This window comes from Cupriavidus sp. SK-3 (assembly GCF_000611145.1).
Lineage (GTDB): Bacteria > Pseudomonadota > Gammaproteobacteria > Burkholderiales > Burkholderiaceae > Cupriavidus.
Window position 1 is genome coordinate 23,736 of the sequence record NZ_JFJV02000215.1, and the last position, 17,207, is coordinate 40,942.

The window sequence follows — 17,207 nt, forward strand, 5'->3', positions numbered from 1 at the left end:
CTATGATAGCGGCCTCCGGAGGCCATTCCCATCGGGCATCGCCCGGTCTTGCCACGCCCTGCCCCGGCTAGCGCGGCAAATGCGGCAGACGCCTCCGCCACGCTTTCCTCTCGACTCCGCAGGTCCACGCCATGAGCCAGCTCACCCATTTCGATTCCGCCGGACAAGCCCATATGGTAGACGTCGGCGCCAAGGCCCATAGCCACCGCGTGGCCGTGGCCACCGGCACCATCACCATGCTGCCCGCCACATTCGCGCTCGTGCGGGACGGCACCGCCAAGAAGGGCGATGTGCTCGGCATTGCCCGCGTGGCCGCCATCATGGCCACCAAGCGCACCTCCGACCTGATCCCGCTATGCCACCCGATCTCGCTCACCAAGGTCGCTGTGGACTATGCGCTGGACGAAGCCAGCAGCACCATCCGCTGCACCGTGCGCACCGAGACGCACGGCCAGACCGGCGTGGAGATGGAAGCGCTGACCGGCGTGCAGGTGGCACTGTTGACCATCTATGACATGTGCAAGGCGGTGGACCGGGGGATGGTGATGGGGGATGTGAAGCTGCTGGAGAAGCATGGGGGGAAGTCGGGGGATTGGGTGGCCGGCGACAGTTAAGCGATTGTTTTATAAGCCTCAGCCTGACGCACGTCATCACCCGCCCCGCTGACCCAATTGCCTCATTGCCTCATTGCCTTGACGGCAACGGATGCCATGGAGTGACGCAGAATCGATTTTGGCCAAATTCTCTCCAAATGGACACCGGAGATGGAACCGATGCGGCATTGGGAACAAGCGGCAGGCCCGGCTTTCGCGCAACGGATTTCCACCGGGAGCAACGACTTCCATCGCGCCCAATTCGTTGAAATTCCCGCTGTCGCCAGGTAATGGTCTCCATGAGTGCCATTTGCCATCGTGCTGGTAAGCAAATCACGGCAACCTATACTCCAGACGGATGAAAGGGCAATCGATCCTGTCCCGGGGATGTTGCCGCCCCGTTGCATCGGCAATCCTGTTCGGAGATGACATGATGCCGAATGTAAAGCGGATGAATTTCATTTTGCGCTGGGTTGTCCTGGCAGCACACGGAATTGCATTCTCGATTTTTCTCCCCACCGTTGGTCACGCACAATCGGTGGACAACGTCAGGTATGCCATGGTGCTGTTGAAGATGAAAGTGCTCAATATGGGCGCACCGGCGATCAAAGGAGAAGAAGCCGTTGCCGGAAAACCGGCGCCGGCGTTGTATTTTGGCGCTAACAAGATGAACAATAACTTTGCCGTGGTTGACGATGTGAAAAACACGGTGGGCGGTACCGCAACGCTATTCGTGAAGAGCGGTGAGGAATTCATCCGTGTGGCAACGAATGTGCAGAAAGACGATGGGTCGCGTGCCATTGGCACCGTGCTCGATCCCAACGGCAAGGCTATCGCGGCAATTCGCGGCGGTGGCGCGTACTATGGCGATGCCGACATTCTCGGAAAGTCCTATATCACGGGCTATGAGCCAATACAGGATTCCCTTGGCAGAGTCATCGGCGTCTACTATGTAGGTTATCCCAAGGCGCAGTGAGTCTGCGTAGGCTCTACTTTATACCCCGCGTCGCCACGCCGGCGACGCGGTGCCCCGAAAGCCAGCTCACAGCAGGCGACACTACCGGCAATGGCCTGAACACTACTCCGAAAAAGCGCTATCCACGATCGCTTTCGGCCAAATTCCCAGTTATTCCGAATAGCACACTAAGCCTTGCTTCTACTTAAGGCACTTCCACCACACTTTCTCCAGACCAGCAATTTATTTCCAGATTTCGTCGGGATGCGCGCGACGCCATTATGGTATGGTCTGACAAAATTCCCTTATCAAATCCAAGAACCATCTCCTTGGACGGACCCGATCGAACAATGATTTCCCCGGCGTCCCGTTCGATGCCATCAAAATTACCAGCAACATCGGTTAGCCTCAAGACACAAACGATTGAGGCACCGCAGGAGCCCGTTACGTTCCTGGTTTCGGCTTCATCCAGGAATTTCTCCCCTCTGCGCTTGCAGGGCGGTGGCCCACCGCAATCAAAGATGGGATCCCGCCGGATCTCTGGCGCGCGGCTGCAAGTATCCGATCCGCATCACCGCCCCCGCCTCTCTTATCCGCCATGACACACGCTTACACCGTGACCCCTTCCGCTGTAACAAGCGTAACGCCGCGTTTCGCCAGCAGGGGGCACCGCGCCACATGCGTCAAATTGGTATTCAATGCAGTTAAAGGGGTGCAAGTGCAGCCCCCGCGGGACATCGTTCCGCGTCGATCCAGGGTGAGCAACATGAACGGGCGTTGGGTTGGCCAGCTTTTGCTGGTGTTGGCGGCGCTGGGTGCGGGCGGAACGGCCCTGGCAGGCGGCCACGGCGGCGGCGGGGGCGGACATGGCGGCGGCGGGGGCGGACATGGCGGTGGAGGCTGGCACGGGGGCGGCGGCTGGCACGGCGGCGGTGGCTGGCATGGGAGCGTGGGGATCTATGTCGGTCCCGGCTTTGGGTATGGATATGGCTGGGGCTGGGGCTACCCCTACTCTCCCTACTATTACCCCCCTGGCTACTACTATCCTCCCGCAGTGGTGGGAGTGCCGACCTCGCCACCGCAATACATAGAGCAGGGCCAGGACGGCACGCTGGAATTGAACAGCGGCGCTGTCGCGGCGCCGGCGCCCCAGCAGCAGGTGTATTGGTATCACTGCGCCAGGCCGGATGGCTACTACCCGTATATCAAGGCCTGCCCAGGCGGCTGGCAGAAGGTTCCGGCGCAGCCACCCGCCTAGCGCCTGGAGCGCATTTCCAACCTGCGAAGGGCAGTACCGCTGTGCGCAATGTTTCGATGACCGAGGTACCGAGGTGCCGAGATGAATGCCTTTGACCGTCCCAGCTTGCCTGGACTCCCGATCTTGCTGAGCCTGCCGCTGGCGGCGCTTGTTCTGGCCGGCTGTGCCGTGATGCCCAGCGGTCCCAGCGTGATGGTGCTGCCAGGCACCGGCAAGAACTTCGACCAGTTCCGGGCCGACGACTATGCCTGCCGCCAGTTCGCCTTCGGCCAGGTGGGTGGCGTGACCGCAAACCAGGCGGCAACCAACAGCGCGGTCGGCAGCGCCGCGGTCGGCACCGCGCTGGGTGCGGCAGCGGGTGCGGCCTTCAATGGCGGCTCCGGCGCGGCAGTGGGTGCAGGCATCGGCCTGCTCACCGGCGCGGCGATCGGCTCGAGTAATGCCCAATACGCCGGCTACGGCAGCCAGCGCCAGTACGACGCTGCTTATGTGCAGTGCATGTACGCCAGCGGTCATCGGGTGCCGGTCTACGGCAATATGGCGGCGGCCCCGCGGCCTGCCGCCCCGACTTACTACTATCCGCCGCCCCCTCCGGGCTACTACCCGCCGCAGTAACCCTGCGACCGCAGCCGCGTACGGGGCGGACTCCGCGCGCCGCGATCCGCCTGCCGTGGAGCGCTTACTCCGGCTTGCCCTTGTTGCGCGCCTTCACCCAGTCGCAGAAATCGCGCGGCCGCGCCGCCGCGTCGACTTCGGCGCAGAAGCGGGCCAGTTCGGCGAACTGGCTTGCCTCGTCGCCAGCAAAGTAGAAATGCAGGCGCTCCAGCCATGCGCGGCCCTGGACGGGATCGCCGCTCAAGGCCAGCAGCCAGGCGGTGCGGGCAATCAGCGTAGGCGTGGGCAGCAGGTGGACGGCGGCGATATGGGGCGCCAGCAGTTGCGCTGCATTCTCCGGCGTGATCCTGGCATCCTCGGTCGCATCCGCCGCGGCGGCCTGGCGAAACCAGAAATGCGGCATCGGCAGCGCTTTCCGGTGTTCGTCGCGCGCATATTCGCGTGCCTCGGCACGCCGGTAGTCCTGCCACATGGTGGCAAGAATGGCGGTCGTAGCGCCGATGAATGCCCCGACGGCCAGCACGGCAAGCCAGCGCGGCGTGCGCACGCGGCCGAACCCCGAGGGCTCCAGCCAGCCCAGCATGAAGCAGAACGGCAGCACGAAATACAGGTAGTGCAGCGGGTACTCCAGCATCGAATGCGCGCATAGCATCGCCAGCCACGTGAGCGCCACCACCGTCTGCGCCCGTTCCGGCCCGTTGCCAAGCCACAGCCGCCGGTGCGCTACACGCCATAGCCAGGCCAGCAATGAAAGCACGACACCGGCGGTGCCGACCAGGCCCGTCTTCGCCAGCAGGTCCAGCAGCGCGTTGTGCGCATGCAGGGACATTTCCACCGTCACGCCGACTTGCGCCAACTGCTGGAACTGCGCCCAGCCGAACTCGCCCCAGCTCACCCCCAGCCAGGGATGCGCGCGGAACATTGCCCAGGCATGGGACCACAGCGCCCCGCGCGCCGAAACCTGGTCGGCCCGCTGCAACTGCGCCAGCGTATCGAACAGGCGCCAGTCAAAGACCTGCCCGGCACTCTTTATCATCGGCTGCAGGATCACCAGCACCACGACCATCGCCACCGCGGCGAAGGCAAGCCCGGCTGGCCGGCTCATGGGGTTGTGGCCGGCGTGGCCCGGTCGTTGCATCGCACCCGGCCCGCCCCGCCCCGCCCCGCGCGCCATCCATGCGGCGAGCAATGCGTAGGCCGAGGCCAGCCCGACATGGAGGACACCGGTGCGCGATCCGGACAACACGATACCGCTCTCCAGCAACAGCACTGCCGCCAGCCAGGCTGGTGGGCGCAGCCAGCCGCGCGCGGCCAGCCACACGGCCGCCGCAAGCGCCAGTCCATCAACCGTGGCCTGGTGATTGGGCTGGTTGAGGTTGCCCCACAGGCGGCGGTTGTCGTCGTAGAAGTAGGTGGAAACCATCCCGAACGTGTCGGGCTCCAGGCCGAAGACCTGGACCCACTGCGCCAGCGTGCCGAGCAATCCGGCCACCAGCCAGGCAATCGCGAGCACATCGGTCATCGCCTGCCGCTCCAGCGGGGACGCTGTCCGGCCTTGCCGCCAGGCCGCCCATATCACCGCGGCGGCAAGCGCGAGCACGAGTTCGGTGATCAGCCGGCTGCCCGACAGGTCGCTCATGCCGGTCAGCCCTTGCGCAACGCCGGTGGCGATCAGCCAAAGGGGAAAGACGACGATCCAGGGGAACTGAGCTGGAACGTCTCGATAAGCGAGCCCCGAGGCCTGCCGGTTTGCCGCGGCGGCAAGCGCCATGACGGCCAGCGCGAACAACAATGCCGAGGCCCATTCGCCGTAGAAAGTGGCAAGCGGGAGCGTGTGACGGGAGACCAGTAGCGGCGCAATCAGTGCGACGGCGAGGAAGCTGAGGGGTATGGCTGACCGGGAGGGCAGCATGCGGAGCGCCTTGTTATGCCACGTTGGCAAAAGGCGGATGATAGCTCGGGGAACAGGCAAAGAAAAAGCGCCCGAAGGCGCTTTTTCTATCTGGACAGACCGTCTGCCGACGGAATTTCGCCCGTCAGGTCGGTTGTACCGACCGTTTCTGCAGCAGCTTGCCCACCACCACCACCAGCGCCGCGCCGATTGCGCCGAACACCAGGTGTGCATGCGGCACATGCATCTCGAACCACGCAGCGTCCACCGGATCGCTCACCAGCATCTCGCCTGCCAGGTAGCCCAGCAGCGCCGCGCCCAGCACGATGATGATGGGGAAGCGGTCCATGACCTTGAGCAGGATGGTGCTGCCGAACACGATCAGGGGAATCGACAGGCCCAGGCCGACGATCAGCAGCATCAGCTGGCTGCCTTCCGGCCCCTTCTGCGCCGCGGCGGCCACGGCAACCACGTTGTCGAGCGACATCACCAGGTCGGCGATCAGGATGGTGCGGATCGCGGACCAGATATTGTCCTTGGCGTCGTGGCCGTCCTCGTCGTCTTCGCCGGTCAGCAGCTGCACGCCGATGTAGACCAGCAGCAAGGCGCCGACGATCTTCAGGTAAGGCAGGCTCAGCAGCTTGACCGCGGCCACCGTCAGCACCACCCGCATGATGATGGCGGCGGCGCTGCCCCAGAAGATGGCCTTCTTCTGCTGGGCGGGCGGGAGGTTGCGGGAGGCCAGTGCAATCACCACGGCGTTGTCGCCGGAGAGCACGATGTTGGTCAGGATGATGGATCCCAACGCGATCCAGAACGCGGTGGAGGACAGCAGTTCCACGGTAAAGCTCCTCGAGTTTCTAAATTATGATTCGAACGCCACATATGTACCGATTATCACCGGTGCTTACGGAATTTCGGATGTCTGAGTCTTCAGACATGAAGATTTACCGTATCAAGCTTTCGATTCGGTTTCAATCGGCATGTCGCGCGCCTCCGGAGATACCCTAGGTGACTGGCGCTCCAGAATGAGATGCCCCCGCACGGAGGCGGGGGCATCGAGGTCCGATATGCGGTTGCAGTCACGCAACCGCACCGGCTCCGGCAATCTCTCCCGCCCGCGGGCGGAAAAGCTGCTGTTCGGTATTACAGGATCGACTTGAGCAGGCGAGCCATTTCCGACGGATTCTTGGTGACCTTGATACCGCAGGCTTCCATGATTTCCAGCTTGGCTTGCGCCGTGTCGGCACCGCCCGAGATCAGCGCGCCGGCGTGGCCCATGCGCTTGCCCGGAGGCGCGGTCACGCCAGCGATAAAGCCAACCACCGGCTTCTTCATGTTTTCCTTGATCCAGTAAGCCGCATTGGCTTCGTCCGGACCACCGATTTCGCCGATCATGACCACGGCGTCCGTTTCGGGATCGTCGTTGAACATCTTCATGATGTCGATGTGCTTCAGGCCGTTGATGGGATCGCCACCAATGCCCACTGCCGACGACTGGCCCATGCCCAGCGCGGTCAGCTGACCAACGGCTTCATAGGTCAGCGTGCCCGAGCGCGACACCACGCCGATGCGGCCCTTGCGGTGAATGTGGCCCGGCATGATGCCGATCTTGATTTCGTCAGGCGTGATCAGGCCCGGGCAGTTGGGTCCGAGCAGCAAGGTCTTCTTGTTGCCCTTCACCATCTTGTCCTTGAGCTCCATCATGTCGCGCACGGGGATGCCTTCGGTGATGCAGACCACCAGGTCCAGGTCAGCGTCAACGGCTTCCCAGATCGCGGCAGCGGCGCCGGCGGGCGGCACGTAGATCACGGAAACGGTGGCGCCGGTCGATGCCTTGGCATCCTTGACACTGGCGTAGATGGGAATGCCTTCGAAGTCTTCGCCGGCTTTCTTCGGGTTCACGCCGGCAACGAAGCAGTTCTTGCCGTTGGCGTAGTCGCGGCAGCCACGGGTGTGGAACTGGCCGGTCTTGCCGGTGATGCCCTGGGTGATGACCTTGGTGTCTTTATTGATCAGAATCGACATGCTGTAATCCTTTGCTTGGCTCAAAGCAGCGCGCGAAGGCCTGGCCCCGGCGCGCTGCTGGCGTTCGTGTTCGCGTCTGGCTTACTTGCCCGCGGCAGCAGCCACGACCTTCTGGGCGGCTTCTTCCATGGTGTCGGCCGCGATGATGGGCAGACCCGAGTCGGCCAGCATCTTCTTGCCGATCTCTTCGTTGGTACCCTTCATGCGCACGACCAGCGGCACGGACAGCGACACGGCCTTGGATGCAGCGATCACGCCTTCGGCGATCACGTCGCAACGCATGATGCCGCCGAAGATGTTGACCAGGATGGCCTTCAGGTTCGGGTTCTTGAGCATCAGCTTGAAGGCTTCGGTCACCTTCTCGGTGGTGGCACCGCCGCCCACGTCGAGGAAGTTGGCCGGCTCGCCGCCGAACAGCTTGATGGTGTCCATGGTGGCCATGGCCAGGCCGGCGCCGTTCACCAGGCAGCCGATGTTGCCATCCAGCGAGATGTAGGCCAGGTCGAACTTCGAAGCTTCGATTTCGTTCGCGTCTTCTTCGTCCAGGTCACGGTACGCGACGATTTCCGGGTGACGGAACAGGGCGTTGGAGTCGAAGTTGAACTTGGCGTCCAGTGCGATCACCTTGCCGTCGCCGGTCAGGATCAGCGGGTTGATTTCGGCCAGCGATGCGTCGGTGTCCCAGAACGCCTTGTACAGGCCTTGCAGGGCCTGGCGGGCTTGGGGAACGCTTGCGTCGGGCACGCCGATCTTGCGGGCGATATCGTCGGCGTCAGCGTCCAGCAGGCCGGCGGACGGGTCGATGATCAGCGTGTGGATCTTTTCCGGGCTGTGGGCAGCGACTTCTTCGATGTCCATGCCGCCTTCGCTGGAGGCCATCAGGGCCACCTTTTGCGACACGCGGTCGACGACCAGGCTGACGTACAGTTCCTTCTTGATGTCCGCGCCTTCTTCGATCAGCAGGCGGTTGACCTTCTTGCCTTCCGGGCCGGTCTGGTGCGTGACCAGGGTCATGCCCAGGATGTTGCTGGCGTAGGTCTTGACCTCGTCGATGCTCTTGGCCACCTTCACGCCGCCACCCTTGCCGCGGCCGCCCGCGTGGATCTGCGCTTTGACGACCCATACCGGGCCGCCCAGTTGTTCAGCAGCCTTCAGGGCCTCATCGACCGAGAACGCGGGGATGCCGCGCGGAACCGGCACATTGTATTTGCGCAGGATTTCCTTGCCTTGGTACTCATGGATATTCATGCGTGTTTCCTTTCGGGTAGGCGTAAAAAGTGGAGATGGAATCTCGGCGGATAGCAGGCCGGCCTGGCTTAGCCGGAGGTGCCGGTAGGCCTGCGGGACGTGGCGCCGCCATCGGTGGCGGCGAGCGCCTCCGAAGGTTGCGCCGCCGGGATCTGCGACCCTTCGGTCTTGATCCTCGGCTTTGGCTGGTGACCATACCAGCGCGGGTAAAACTGGCGCACCACCTCACCTTCGAAATGCAGGGCATGGCAGCCGTGCAACTGGTAAGGCGGTTCGGGATTGGTGTCTTCGGTGCCGGCGTCACGGATATTGAACACGTCGCCGGCAAAGGCCTGGATCGCGGTGGTCGGCAGTACGCCGGCCAGTTCGGTCAGGTGCGTGCAGCCCGACACGCCGGACAGGCGCTCTTTCACCGCCTTGCGGAAACCCTTCATCAGGTTCAGGCCGATCAGCTTGCGATAGGCCGGGCCGATGGTGTCGCACTGGCCGGGATACGGTACCCAGTCGGAACAGGCATCGGCGTCCACGACGTTCATGCGCAGGTCAATGGTGATGCGCAGCCACAAATCATGCAGCGGCTCGCCCAACGGGCGCACGCCACCACCGGCAAGCGGGATCTCGCGGGGCTTGGTGTCGGTCAGGCGCGCTTCGATATCCCATAGACCATCGTCCCTAAGATAGGCCTCGGCCGTGATGGCACGGCGGTGGCGCAGGGCGCGATTGACGGGCGGGGAAAGCGGCATAACACCAGGCAGGAGCGGGAGAAAAGGACGGCTGGGCCGGAAAACCGCAGGATTTTAACATGCCGGACAACTTTGGCCGGGAACAAACTGCGCCCGGGGCTGTTGCCGGGAATTGTCGAGTGGCGGGCAAGCGCTGTGGAGCGGGAAAATGCGCGGATGCGCAGGACGGAACCGGTGCCCGGATCACATGGGGCCAGCGCGAAATACGCCTACTGGCAAAGCAGGTATGCGCACCGCGCCAGTGCACGACGCCGCCGCGGCATCACTTCTGGCCGCGATACGGCAGGTCCTCCGGCGGCATCAGTCGCTGCCGTCCAGCCATTCATCCGCCCCCTTGATCACCTGGCTCACCACCGAGCGGGAAAAACCGCGCGCCACCAGAAAGCGGATCTGCCTGGCCTTTTCCTCGGGCGTGGCGGGTGGCGTGCCGAAACGCTTCTGCCAGACAGCACGGCCGCGCTCCAGTTCGGAGCCGCGCAGGCGCTCCTGCAGGTCGGCGAGCTGCTCGCCGCCGAGCTGGTGGGTGCGGGCTTCCTGCATGACGCGGGCGGCGCCATAGCGGCTGGCGCGCCGGTGCACCAGGCTATCGACGAAGCGCTCGTTGGACAGCCAGTTCTCGCGCTCCAGCGCATCCAGCAATTGCTCAAGGGCTTCGGGCGATTCGGCGTGCGGGGCCAGCTTGCGTGCCAGCTCCGCCCGGCTGTGCTCGCGCCGCGACAGGTAGCCTACGGCGCGTGCCTTCAGGGAAAGAGGGGGACGGGTGGCCATGAGGATGGAGCTCGGCAGTGTGAGCTCGACATCGAGCTGTGAAAATGCGCTTCAAAAACGCAAACCGGGGCGGCGCGCGTCGCTGCGCGTGCCGCCCCGGGCGGGGTTCGCGGCCGGGAGCGCCCCGGCCGGCGAAGCTCAGTCTTCGGCGGTGGCCACAGCGGCGGCCGGCGTGCCGTTCATCAGCACCACGCCCAGCGATTCGCGCACCTTGTTTTCGATCTCGTCGGCGATATCGGGATTTTCGCGCAGGTATTCACGCGCGTTGTCCTTGCCCTGGCCGATCTTCTCGCCCTTGTAGCTGTACCAGGCGCCGGACTTCTCGACGATCTTGGCGTCCACGCCCAGGTCGATGATTTCGCCCTGGCGCGAGATGCCCTGGCCATAGAGGATGTCGAAGAAGGCTTCGCGGAACGGCGGCGAGACCTTGTTCTTGACCACCTTGACCTTGGTTTCGTTGCCGATCACCTCGTCGCCCTTCTTGATCGAGCCGATGCGGCGGATATCCAGGCGCACCGAGGCGTAGAACTTCAGCGCATTGCCGCCGGTGGTGGTTTCGGGCGAACCGAACATCACGCCGATCTTCATGCGGATCTGGTTGATGAAGATCACCAGGCAGTTGGTACGCTTGATGGTGCCGGTCAGCTTGCGCAGCGCCTGGCTCATCAGGCGGGCCTGCAGGCCAGGCAGCGAATCGCCCATCTCGCCTTCGATTTCGGCCTTGGGCACCAGGGCCGCCACCGAATCGATCACGATCAGGTCGACCGAGCCCGAGCGCACCAGCGCATCGGTGATTTCCAGGGCCTGCTCGCCGGTATCCGGCTGGGAGATCAGCAGATCGCCAACCGACACGCCCAGCTTGCTGGCGTAGTTGACGTCGAGCGCATGCTCGGCGTCGATAAAGGCGCAGGTGCCGCCCAGCTTCTGCATCTCGGCCACGACCTGCAGCGTCAGGGTGGTCTTGCCCGAGGATTCCGGACCGTAGATTTCCACCACACGGCCGCGCGGCAGGCCGCCAACGCCCAGCGCGATGTCCAGGCCCAGCGAGCCGGTGGACACGACCTGGATATCCTGCTCGACTTCGGCATCGCCCATTTTCATGATCGAGCCCTTGCCGAACTGCTTCTCGATCTGGGCCAGCGCGGCCGCCAGCGCCTTCTGCTTTTCGGCGCTTACGCCAGCACTCGCCTTCTTGCCGTCATCCATGGTCGTCCTTCCGTCAATGGTGTATAAATAGGCCGCATGTGGCGCGCCACCCGCTTTTTGCGGGCAACCGCCCAGCCCGCGCCGCGCCGCGAACTCCTGATGACGATGAACCTGGCAGCAGGGGCAAACATTGGGGCGAACGTTCGGTAAAAAACCAGTACAAATTCGGTAAAGCCCGGTTTGCATCGAAGACAAATCGAATGCGACCGGCATAAGCGGGTACTGTATAAAAAAACAGTATGCTTGGCAAGTCCCGCCCGCGTCATTTGATGGAAAGGGGCGACACAGCCGGGCCAGGGTGGAGACAACCATGCGTATTCTGATCGCCGAAGATGACGATGTGCTGGCAGATGGCCTGACGCGCTCGCTACGTCACTCGGGCTATGCCGTCGACCATGTGGCCAGCGGGGTCGAAGCCGATTCCGCGCTGTCGACCCAGACCTTCGACCTGCTGATCCTCGATCTCGGCCTGCCGCGCATGCCGGGGCTGGAAGTGCTCAAGCGGCTGCGCACGCGCGGCGCCATGCTGCCGGTGCTGATCCTGACCGCGGCCGACGGCGTCGACGAGCGTGTCAAGGGCCTGGACCTGGGCGCCGACGACTACATGGCCAAGCCCTTCGCCCTGTCGGAACTGGAGGCGCGGGTGCGCGCGCTGGTGCGGCGCGGCACGGGCGGCGGCGCCACCCTGACCCACCACGGCCCGCTTGCCTTCGACCAGGTCGGCCGCATCGCCTACCTGAACGATCAGATGCTGGATCTCTCGGCGCGCGAAGTGGGATTGCTGGAGATCCTGCTCACCCGCACCGGGCGGCTGGTGTCGAAGGAGCAACTGGTCGACCACCTGTGCGAATGGGGCGAGGAGGTCAGCAACAACGCCATCGAAGTCTATGTGCACCGGCTGCGCAAGAAGATCGAGGTGGGTGGCATCCGCATTGCCACGGTACGCGGGCTGGGCTACTGCCTGGAGAAATTCCAGGCCGCCGTGGCGCACGACTAGGAGTCGCCATTAGAATCGGAATCAGCAACAGAACCCGCGCCATCCTTGCTTCATTGCCTGCCGGCCCCGCCGCCAGGCCCTGCCACACCTTTTCCCAATGAGCCTGCTGCGACTGCCCCGGCGGCGCCAGCGGCCCGCGCGCACCGCCCCTCCTCTCTCCGCGCCTGACGAGATCGTCAGCGACGAAACGCTGGCCGAGGCCCTGCCCCACCTTGAAGACAGCGCCGGCCACCCGTCGCCGCGCTCGCTGTTCGGCGAGATCCTGGACTGGATGCTGGCGCCGCTGCTCCTGCTGTGGCCGATGAGCATTGCCGTGACCTACCTGGTGGCGAAGTCGATCGCCAACGGCCCTTTCGATCGCTCGCTGGAGGCCAGCGCCATCGTGCTCTCGCAGCAGGTGCGCGAGGTCAACGGGCGCGTCACGCTGCAACTGCCGCTGTCCGCGCGCGAGATCCTGCGCGCCGATGAAACCGACAATATCTACTACCAGGTGGTGGGCACGCATGGCGAATTCGTCGCCGGCGACAACGACATGCCGCTGCCCGGCGAAGACGACCGCGGCCATGCCGGGCTGGTCTCGCTGCGCGACGACCGCATCGCGGGCAACGACGTGCGCGTGGCCTACACCTATGTCGATCTCAAGCAGGGCGGCGACGCGCAGCCGGTGTTGGTGCAGGTTGGCGAAACCCTCGACAAGCGCGCGCGCCTGGCCAACGAGATCATCAAGGGCGTGATCCTGCCGCAGTTCGTGATCCTGCCGCTGGCGGTGGTGCTGGTGTGGTTCGGCCTGACGCGCGGGCTGGCCCCGCTGACCGCGATCCAGCAGCGCATCCGCGCACGCAATCCCGGTGACACCAGCCCCATCGACGAACACGCCGCACCGCAGGAAATCACGCCGCTGGTGGCCTCGTTCAACGACCTGCTGGCGCGGCTCGACGTTTCCGTGCAGACGCAAAAGCGCTTTATCGCCGATGCCGCCCACCAGATGAAAACGCCGCTGGCCGGGCTGCGCATGCAGGCCGAACTGGCGCAGCGCGAACAGTCGCCGGAGGAACTGCGCAAATCGCTGGCGCAGATCGCCGGCAGCTCGGAGCGCGCCGCCCACATGGTGACGCAGCTGCTGTCGCTGGCGCGCATGGAAAACCTGGCCGGCGCGGGCAACATGGCGCCGCTTGACCTGGCCGCCCTGGCGCGCGAAGTGGTCAAGGACTGGTTGCCGCAGGCCTGGGCGCGCCGCATCGATCTGGGCGTGGATGCCGACGACCACCCCGTGATGGTGCAAGGCAACCGCCTGATGCTGACGGAGATGCTCAACAACCTGATCGACAACGCCATCCGCTACACGCCCCCGGATGGCCACGCTACCGTGCGGGTCAGCGCCGATGCGTTCGAGCCTTTCGCGTATCTCGAAGTGGAAGACACCGGGCCCGGCATCCCGGTGTCCGAACGCGAGCGCGTGATGGAGCGGTTCTACCGCGTACTCGGCACCAAGACCCAGGGCAGTGGCCTGGGCCTGGCCATCGTGCGAGAGATCGTGCAGCAGCATGGCGGCGACGTCAGCATTCTCGACCACGTCTACCAGACGGAGCCGCGCCTGGCCGGGGCCTGCTTCCGCATTACGCTGCGCCGGCCCTCCACCCTGGAGCCAGCATGAACGATCCCGATCACATACGCGGCGGGCGCGACCAGGCCGACCAGTCCGAACGGCGCGCCTGGCATCGCAACCTGCGCTGGATCGCCGTGCTGCTGTCGATCTGGTTCGTGGTCACCTTCGGCGTGGCCTGGTTCGCCCGCGAGCTGCGCTTCGATTTCTTCGGCTGGCCCTTCTCCTTCTGGGTCGGCGCACAGGGGGCGCTGGTCGTCTATGTCCTGATGGCGGCGCTCTATGCCTGGCGCATGAATCGCGACAATGACGAAGATGCCGACAATGGTGGCGCGCCCGCCCGGCAGCATGACGATGCTGCATAGCAAGAAATACAGACGCGTCCCTTAACACGGGTTCCAGTGCGATTTTCCGCGGCCGCGCGCGTCGCGGCGCAGCGATGCCAAGCCCGTTTTTTGCCTAGCGTATACCCCGAGCACTTTGCTGCGTACGACGCGGAAATTGTCAGAACGCAGTAAGTTTCACCACCCACAATCCATTGCAACTTCGGAGGTAATCGTGCGTGCTGGAGCTGGAGCGCGCATGCGGCCCCGAAAGATTCCGATCACAAACGGAGGAGACAATGGCTAATGCACAGAACGTGGCGGTGCCCGCAGGCAGCGCCCAGAGCTCGTCAATGACCGCCGAAGAGAGGAAGGTGATTTTTGCCTCCTCGCTCGGCACGGTGTTCGAGTGGTACGACTTTTACCTTTACGGTTCGCTGGCGGCCATCATCGCCAAGCAGTTCTTCGCCGGGCTGGATCCGACCGCGGCCTTCATCTTCGCACTGCTCGCCTTTGCCGCCGGCTTTATCGTGCGCCCGTTCGGCGCGCTGGTATTCGGCCGCCTGGGTGACATGATCGGGCGCAAGTACACCTTCCTGGTGACCATCCTGATCATGGGGGTCTCGACCTTCATCGTGGGCCTGCTGCCGGGCTTCAACACCATTGGCTGGGCCGCCCCGATCATCCTGATCGGGCTGCGCATGCTGCAGGGCCTCGCGCTCGGCGGCGAGTACGGCGGTGCTGCCACCTATGTGGCCGAGCACGCGCCGCACGGCAAGCGCGGCGCGTACACGGCCTGGATCCAGACCACCGCCACGCTCGGCCTGTTCCTGTCGCTGATCGTGATCCTGGTGTGCCGCAATCTGACCGGTCCGAACTTCGACGTATGGGGCTGGCGCATTCCGTTCCTCGTTTCGATCCTGCTGCTCGGCGTATCGGTGTATATCCGCCTGTCGATGAGCGAATCGCCCGCCTTCCAGAAAATGAAGGCCGAGGGCAAGACCTCCAAGGCACCGCTGACGGAGTCGTTCGGCCAGTGGCGCAACCTGAAGATCGTGATCCTGGCGCTGGTGGGCCTGACCGCCGGCCAGGCCGTGGTCTGGTACACGGGCCAGTTCTACTCGCTGTTCTTCCTGACCCAGGTGCTGAAGGTCGACGCCACCACCGCCAACCTGCTGATCGCGGGCGCCCTGGTGATCGGCACGCCCTTCTTCATCTTCTTCGGCTCGCTGTCGGACAAGGTTGGCCGCAAGTGGATCATCATGGCCGGCTGCGCGCTGGCGATGCTGACCTACTTCCCGCTGTTCAAGGCCCTCACCCACTACGCCAACCCGGCGCTGGAACGCGCGCAGCAAAGCGCCCAGATCGTGGTGACCGCCGATCCGAAGCAATGCTCCTTCCAGGGCAGCCCGATCGCCCGCGAAATCGATTTCCGCAGCTCCTGCGACATCGTCAAGCGGACCCTGGCACAAGCCTCGGCCAGCTATGAAGTCGTGGAAGCCCCGGCCGGCACGGTGGCATCGGTGAAGATCGGCGACAAGGAGATTGCCTCCTTCAACGCCGCGCTGGTACCGGCGGGCCACAGCTTCGACGACGCCAGCAAGAAACAGATCGCCGCGTTCAAGAAGCAAGTGGGCGAATCGATGGCCTCGGCCGGCTACCCGACCAAGGCGGACCCCGCGCAGATGAACACCATCATGGTGCTGGTGATCCTCGTCATCCTGGTGATCTACGTGACCATGGTGTACGGCCCGATCGCGGCCATGCTGGTGGAAATGTTCCCGACCCGGATCCGCTACACCTCGATGTCGCTGCCGTATCACATAGGCAATGGCTGGTTCGGCGGCCTGCTGCCCACCATCTCGTTTGCCCTGGTGGCCCAGAACGGCAACATCTACTACGGGCTCTGGTACCCGATCATCATCGCTGGCGTCACCCTGGTCATCGGCTCGCTGTTCATCCGCGAAACCAAGGATGTGAACATCTACGCCAACGACTGATCCTGGCATCCAGGGCAACAAGCTCATGCACGACTGATCCGGTAATCAGTCGCTCCATCCGGCGGGCCGCAAGGTCCGCCGGTTTTTTTCAGGCGCGGCGAAGGCGCCTTGCACCCCCACAAAGTTTTTTAGGAGAGGGTGTTGACAGGTCCAAATCCACATGTATAATTGCGGTCTTCTTTGGCGAATTAGCTCAGTCGGTTAGAGCGACGGAATCATAATCCGCAGGTCCGGGGTTCGAATCCCTGATTCGCCACCAGTATTTATGCAGGAAATCAGTACTTGCCAGCCCCTTCAGGTCTCAGACCTGAAGGGGCTTTGCTTTTGGCCCTCCCGAAGTTTTCACTTTCGGAGCGCCAACAATGATCAAGTTCTGCATGCTGTCCACCAGGGGCGGGATCGGCAAGTCCATGCTCGCCGCCTCCCTCGGCGGCCTGCTCGCCGACATGGGCCCGCGCGTCCTCCTCATCGACGCCAATATCCAGCCCTCCCTCTCTCACCAAGCCCCCAAAGGCCTCACCTACGTCATCGACCACGGGGCTATCACCCAGGAATGCATCTCGCACAGCGAGATCGACGGCCTGGACATCATCCTCAGCGAGGATCCCGAAGGCACTCTCCAGCACAAGCTCGCCACCCGTGCCGACGGCATGTTCCGTCTCTCCGGTGCCCTTGCCCCCCATCATGTCCGACGGCAACTACGACGACGTCATCATCGACACCCAGGGCGCCGCCGGCCAGATCATTCTGCCCGTGGTCCCTGAGACGCTCGCTGCCCGCGAGTTCACCACCGGCACCATGGAATTGCTCGAGCGCCTGGAAGTCGGCCCCGAGTTCGGGTTCCGTCTGGGGCCGGTCAGGGCCGTCCTCTACAAGCAAAGCCGCACGGCTGATGCCAGGCACGTCGCCCAGGCCCTGCGCGACGACTTCATCCCCATGGGTCGGCGCGCCACCCTGCCAAATACCCCCGCCCCCCCCC

At 64.0% G+C, this 17,207-nt stretch carries 17 protein-coding genes and 1 tRNA gene; 11 read left to right on the forward strand and 7 right to left on the reverse strand.

Annotated features, from left to right (window positions below; genetic code table 11):
* Positions 1 to 131 precede the first annotated feature (131 nt).
* The 4 genes from moaC (at position 132) to CF70_RS21530 (ending at position 3,421) form a co-directional block, all read left to right on the forward strand.
* Positions 132 to 614, forward strand: coding sequence for a cyclic pyranopterin monophosphate synthase MoaC (moaC, locus tag CF70_RS21515; protein ID WP_035869308.1), 483 nt, complete (start codon positions 132 to 134; stop codon positions 612 to 614).
* A gap of 409 nt (positions 615 to 1,023) precedes the next feature.
* Positions 1,024 to 1,569 (forward strand): Cache 3/Cache 2 fusion domain-containing protein, encoded by a 546-nt coding sequence (locus tag CF70_RS21520; RefSeq protein WP_235185149.1) that lies wholly within the window; start codon positions 1,024 to 1,026, stop codon positions 1,567 to 1,569.
* 745 nt (positions 1,570 to 2,314) lie between these two features.
* Positions 2,315 to 2,806, forward strand: coding sequence for a hypothetical protein (locus CF70_RS37035; RefSeq protein WP_035869311.1), 492 nt, complete (start codon positions 2,315 to 2,317; stop codon positions 2,804 to 2,806).
* 81 nt (positions 2,807 to 2,887) lie between these two features.
* Entirely contained in the window at positions 2,888 to 3,421 is a 534-nt protein-coding gene (locus tag CF70_RS21530; protein WP_051648755.1) for a YMGG-like glycine zipper-containing protein, read from the forward strand.
* A gap of 64 nt (positions 3,422 to 3,485) precedes the next feature.
* Here CF70_RS21530 and CF70_RS21535 read toward each other — a convergent pair whose 3' ends face one another.
* The 7 genes from CF70_RS21535 to recA form a co-directional block, all read right to left on the reverse strand.
* Positions 3,486 to 5,333 (reverse strand): PglL family O-oligosaccharyltransferase, encoded by a 1,848-nt coding sequence (locus CF70_RS21535; protein ID WP_035869314.1) that lies wholly within the window; start codon positions 5,331 to 5,333, stop codon positions 3,486 to 3,488.
* Positions 5,334 to 5,457: 124 nt separating this feature from the next.
* Positions 5,458 to 6,153 carry a TerC family protein gene (locus CF70_RS21540; RefSeq protein ID WP_035869317.1) on the reverse strand — a complete coding sequence of 232 codons (696 nt, stop codon included), beginning with the start codon at positions 6,151 to 6,153 and terminating at the stop codon, positions 5,458 to 5,460.
* A gap of 305 nt (positions 6,154 to 6,458) precedes the next feature.
* On the reverse strand, positions 6,459 to 7,340 hold the full coding sequence (gene sucD, locus CF70_RS21545) for a succinate--CoA ligase subunit alpha (protein ID WP_035869320.1): 882 nt from the start codon (positions 7,338 to 7,340) through the stop codon (positions 6,459 to 6,461).
* Positions 7,341 to 7,421: 81 nt separating this feature from the next.
* Positions 7,422 to 8,588 (reverse strand): ADP-forming succinate--CoA ligase subunit beta, encoded by a 1,167-nt coding sequence (gene sucC / locus CF70_RS21550; RefSeq protein ID WP_035869322.1) that lies wholly within the window; start codon positions 8,586 to 8,588, stop codon positions 7,422 to 7,424.
* A 68-nt stretch (positions 8,589 to 8,656) separates the two neighbouring features.
* On the reverse strand, positions 8,657 to 9,331 hold the full coding sequence (locus tag CF70_RS21555; RefSeq protein WP_035869325.1) for a DUF2889 domain-containing protein: 675 nt from the start codon (positions 9,329 to 9,331) through the stop codon (positions 8,657 to 8,659).
* A 300-nt stretch (positions 9,332 to 9,631) separates the two neighbouring features.
* On the reverse strand, positions 9,632 to 10,099 hold the full coding sequence (gene recX / locus CF70_RS21560; RefSeq protein WP_035869328.1) for a recombination regulator RecX: 468 nt from the start codon (positions 10,097 to 10,099) through the stop codon (positions 9,632 to 9,634).
* 138 nt (positions 10,100 to 10,237) lie between these two features.
* Positions 10,238 to 11,305: a recombinase RecA gene (gene recA / locus CF70_RS21565; RefSeq protein WP_035869331.1), complete on the reverse strand. Its 1,068-nt coding sequence runs from the start codon at positions 11,303 to 11,305 to the stop codon at positions 10,238 to 10,240.
* A 310-nt stretch (positions 11,306 to 11,615) separates the two neighbouring features.
* On the opposite strand from recA, the gene CF70_RS21570 reads away from it, so the two are divergent.
* The 7 genes from CF70_RS21570 to CF70_RS36710 all read left to right on the forward strand — a co-directional run.
* Complete coding sequence (locus CF70_RS21570) at positions 11,616 to 12,302, forward strand: response regulator (protein ID WP_035869333.1); 687 nt, start codon at positions 11,616 to 11,618, stop codon at positions 12,300 to 12,302.
* A gap of 97 nt (positions 12,303 to 12,399) precedes the next feature.
* Entirely contained in the window at positions 12,400 to 13,956 is a 1,557-nt protein-coding gene (locus tag CF70_RS21575) for a sensor histidine kinase (protein ID WP_035869336.1), read from the forward strand.
* A complete protein-coding gene (locus CF70_RS21580) occupies positions 13,953 to 14,270 on the forward strand; it encodes a DUF4212 domain-containing protein (RefSeq protein WP_035869339.1) in 318 nt (105 codons plus the stop codon). Before CF70_RS21575 ends, CF70_RS21580 begins: the two co-directional genes overlap by 4 nt.
* A 257-nt stretch (positions 14,271 to 14,527) precedes the next feature.
* Positions 14,528 to 16,228 (forward strand): MFS transporter, encoded by a 1,701-nt coding sequence (locus CF70_RS21585; RefSeq protein WP_035869342.1) that lies wholly within the window; start codon positions 14,528 to 14,530, stop codon positions 16,226 to 16,228.
* Between the two features lie 182 nt (positions 16,229 to 16,410).
* A tRNA-Met gene (locus CF70_RS21590) sits at positions 16,411 to 16,487 on the forward strand.
* 151 nt (positions 16,488 to 16,638) lie between these two features.
* Positions 16,639 to 16,992, forward strand: a complete 354-nt coding sequence (locus tag CF70_RS39030) for a ParA family protein (RefSeq protein ID WP_414629469.1) — start codon at positions 16,639 to 16,641, stop codon at positions 16,990 to 16,992.
* Positions 16,913 to 17,207, forward strand: a 295-nt coding sequence (locus CF70_RS36710; RefSeq protein ID WP_160172282.1) for a ParA family protein, incomplete at its 3' end; no start/stop codon positions are given. The genes CF70_RS39030 and CF70_RS36710, both read left to right, overlap by 80 nt.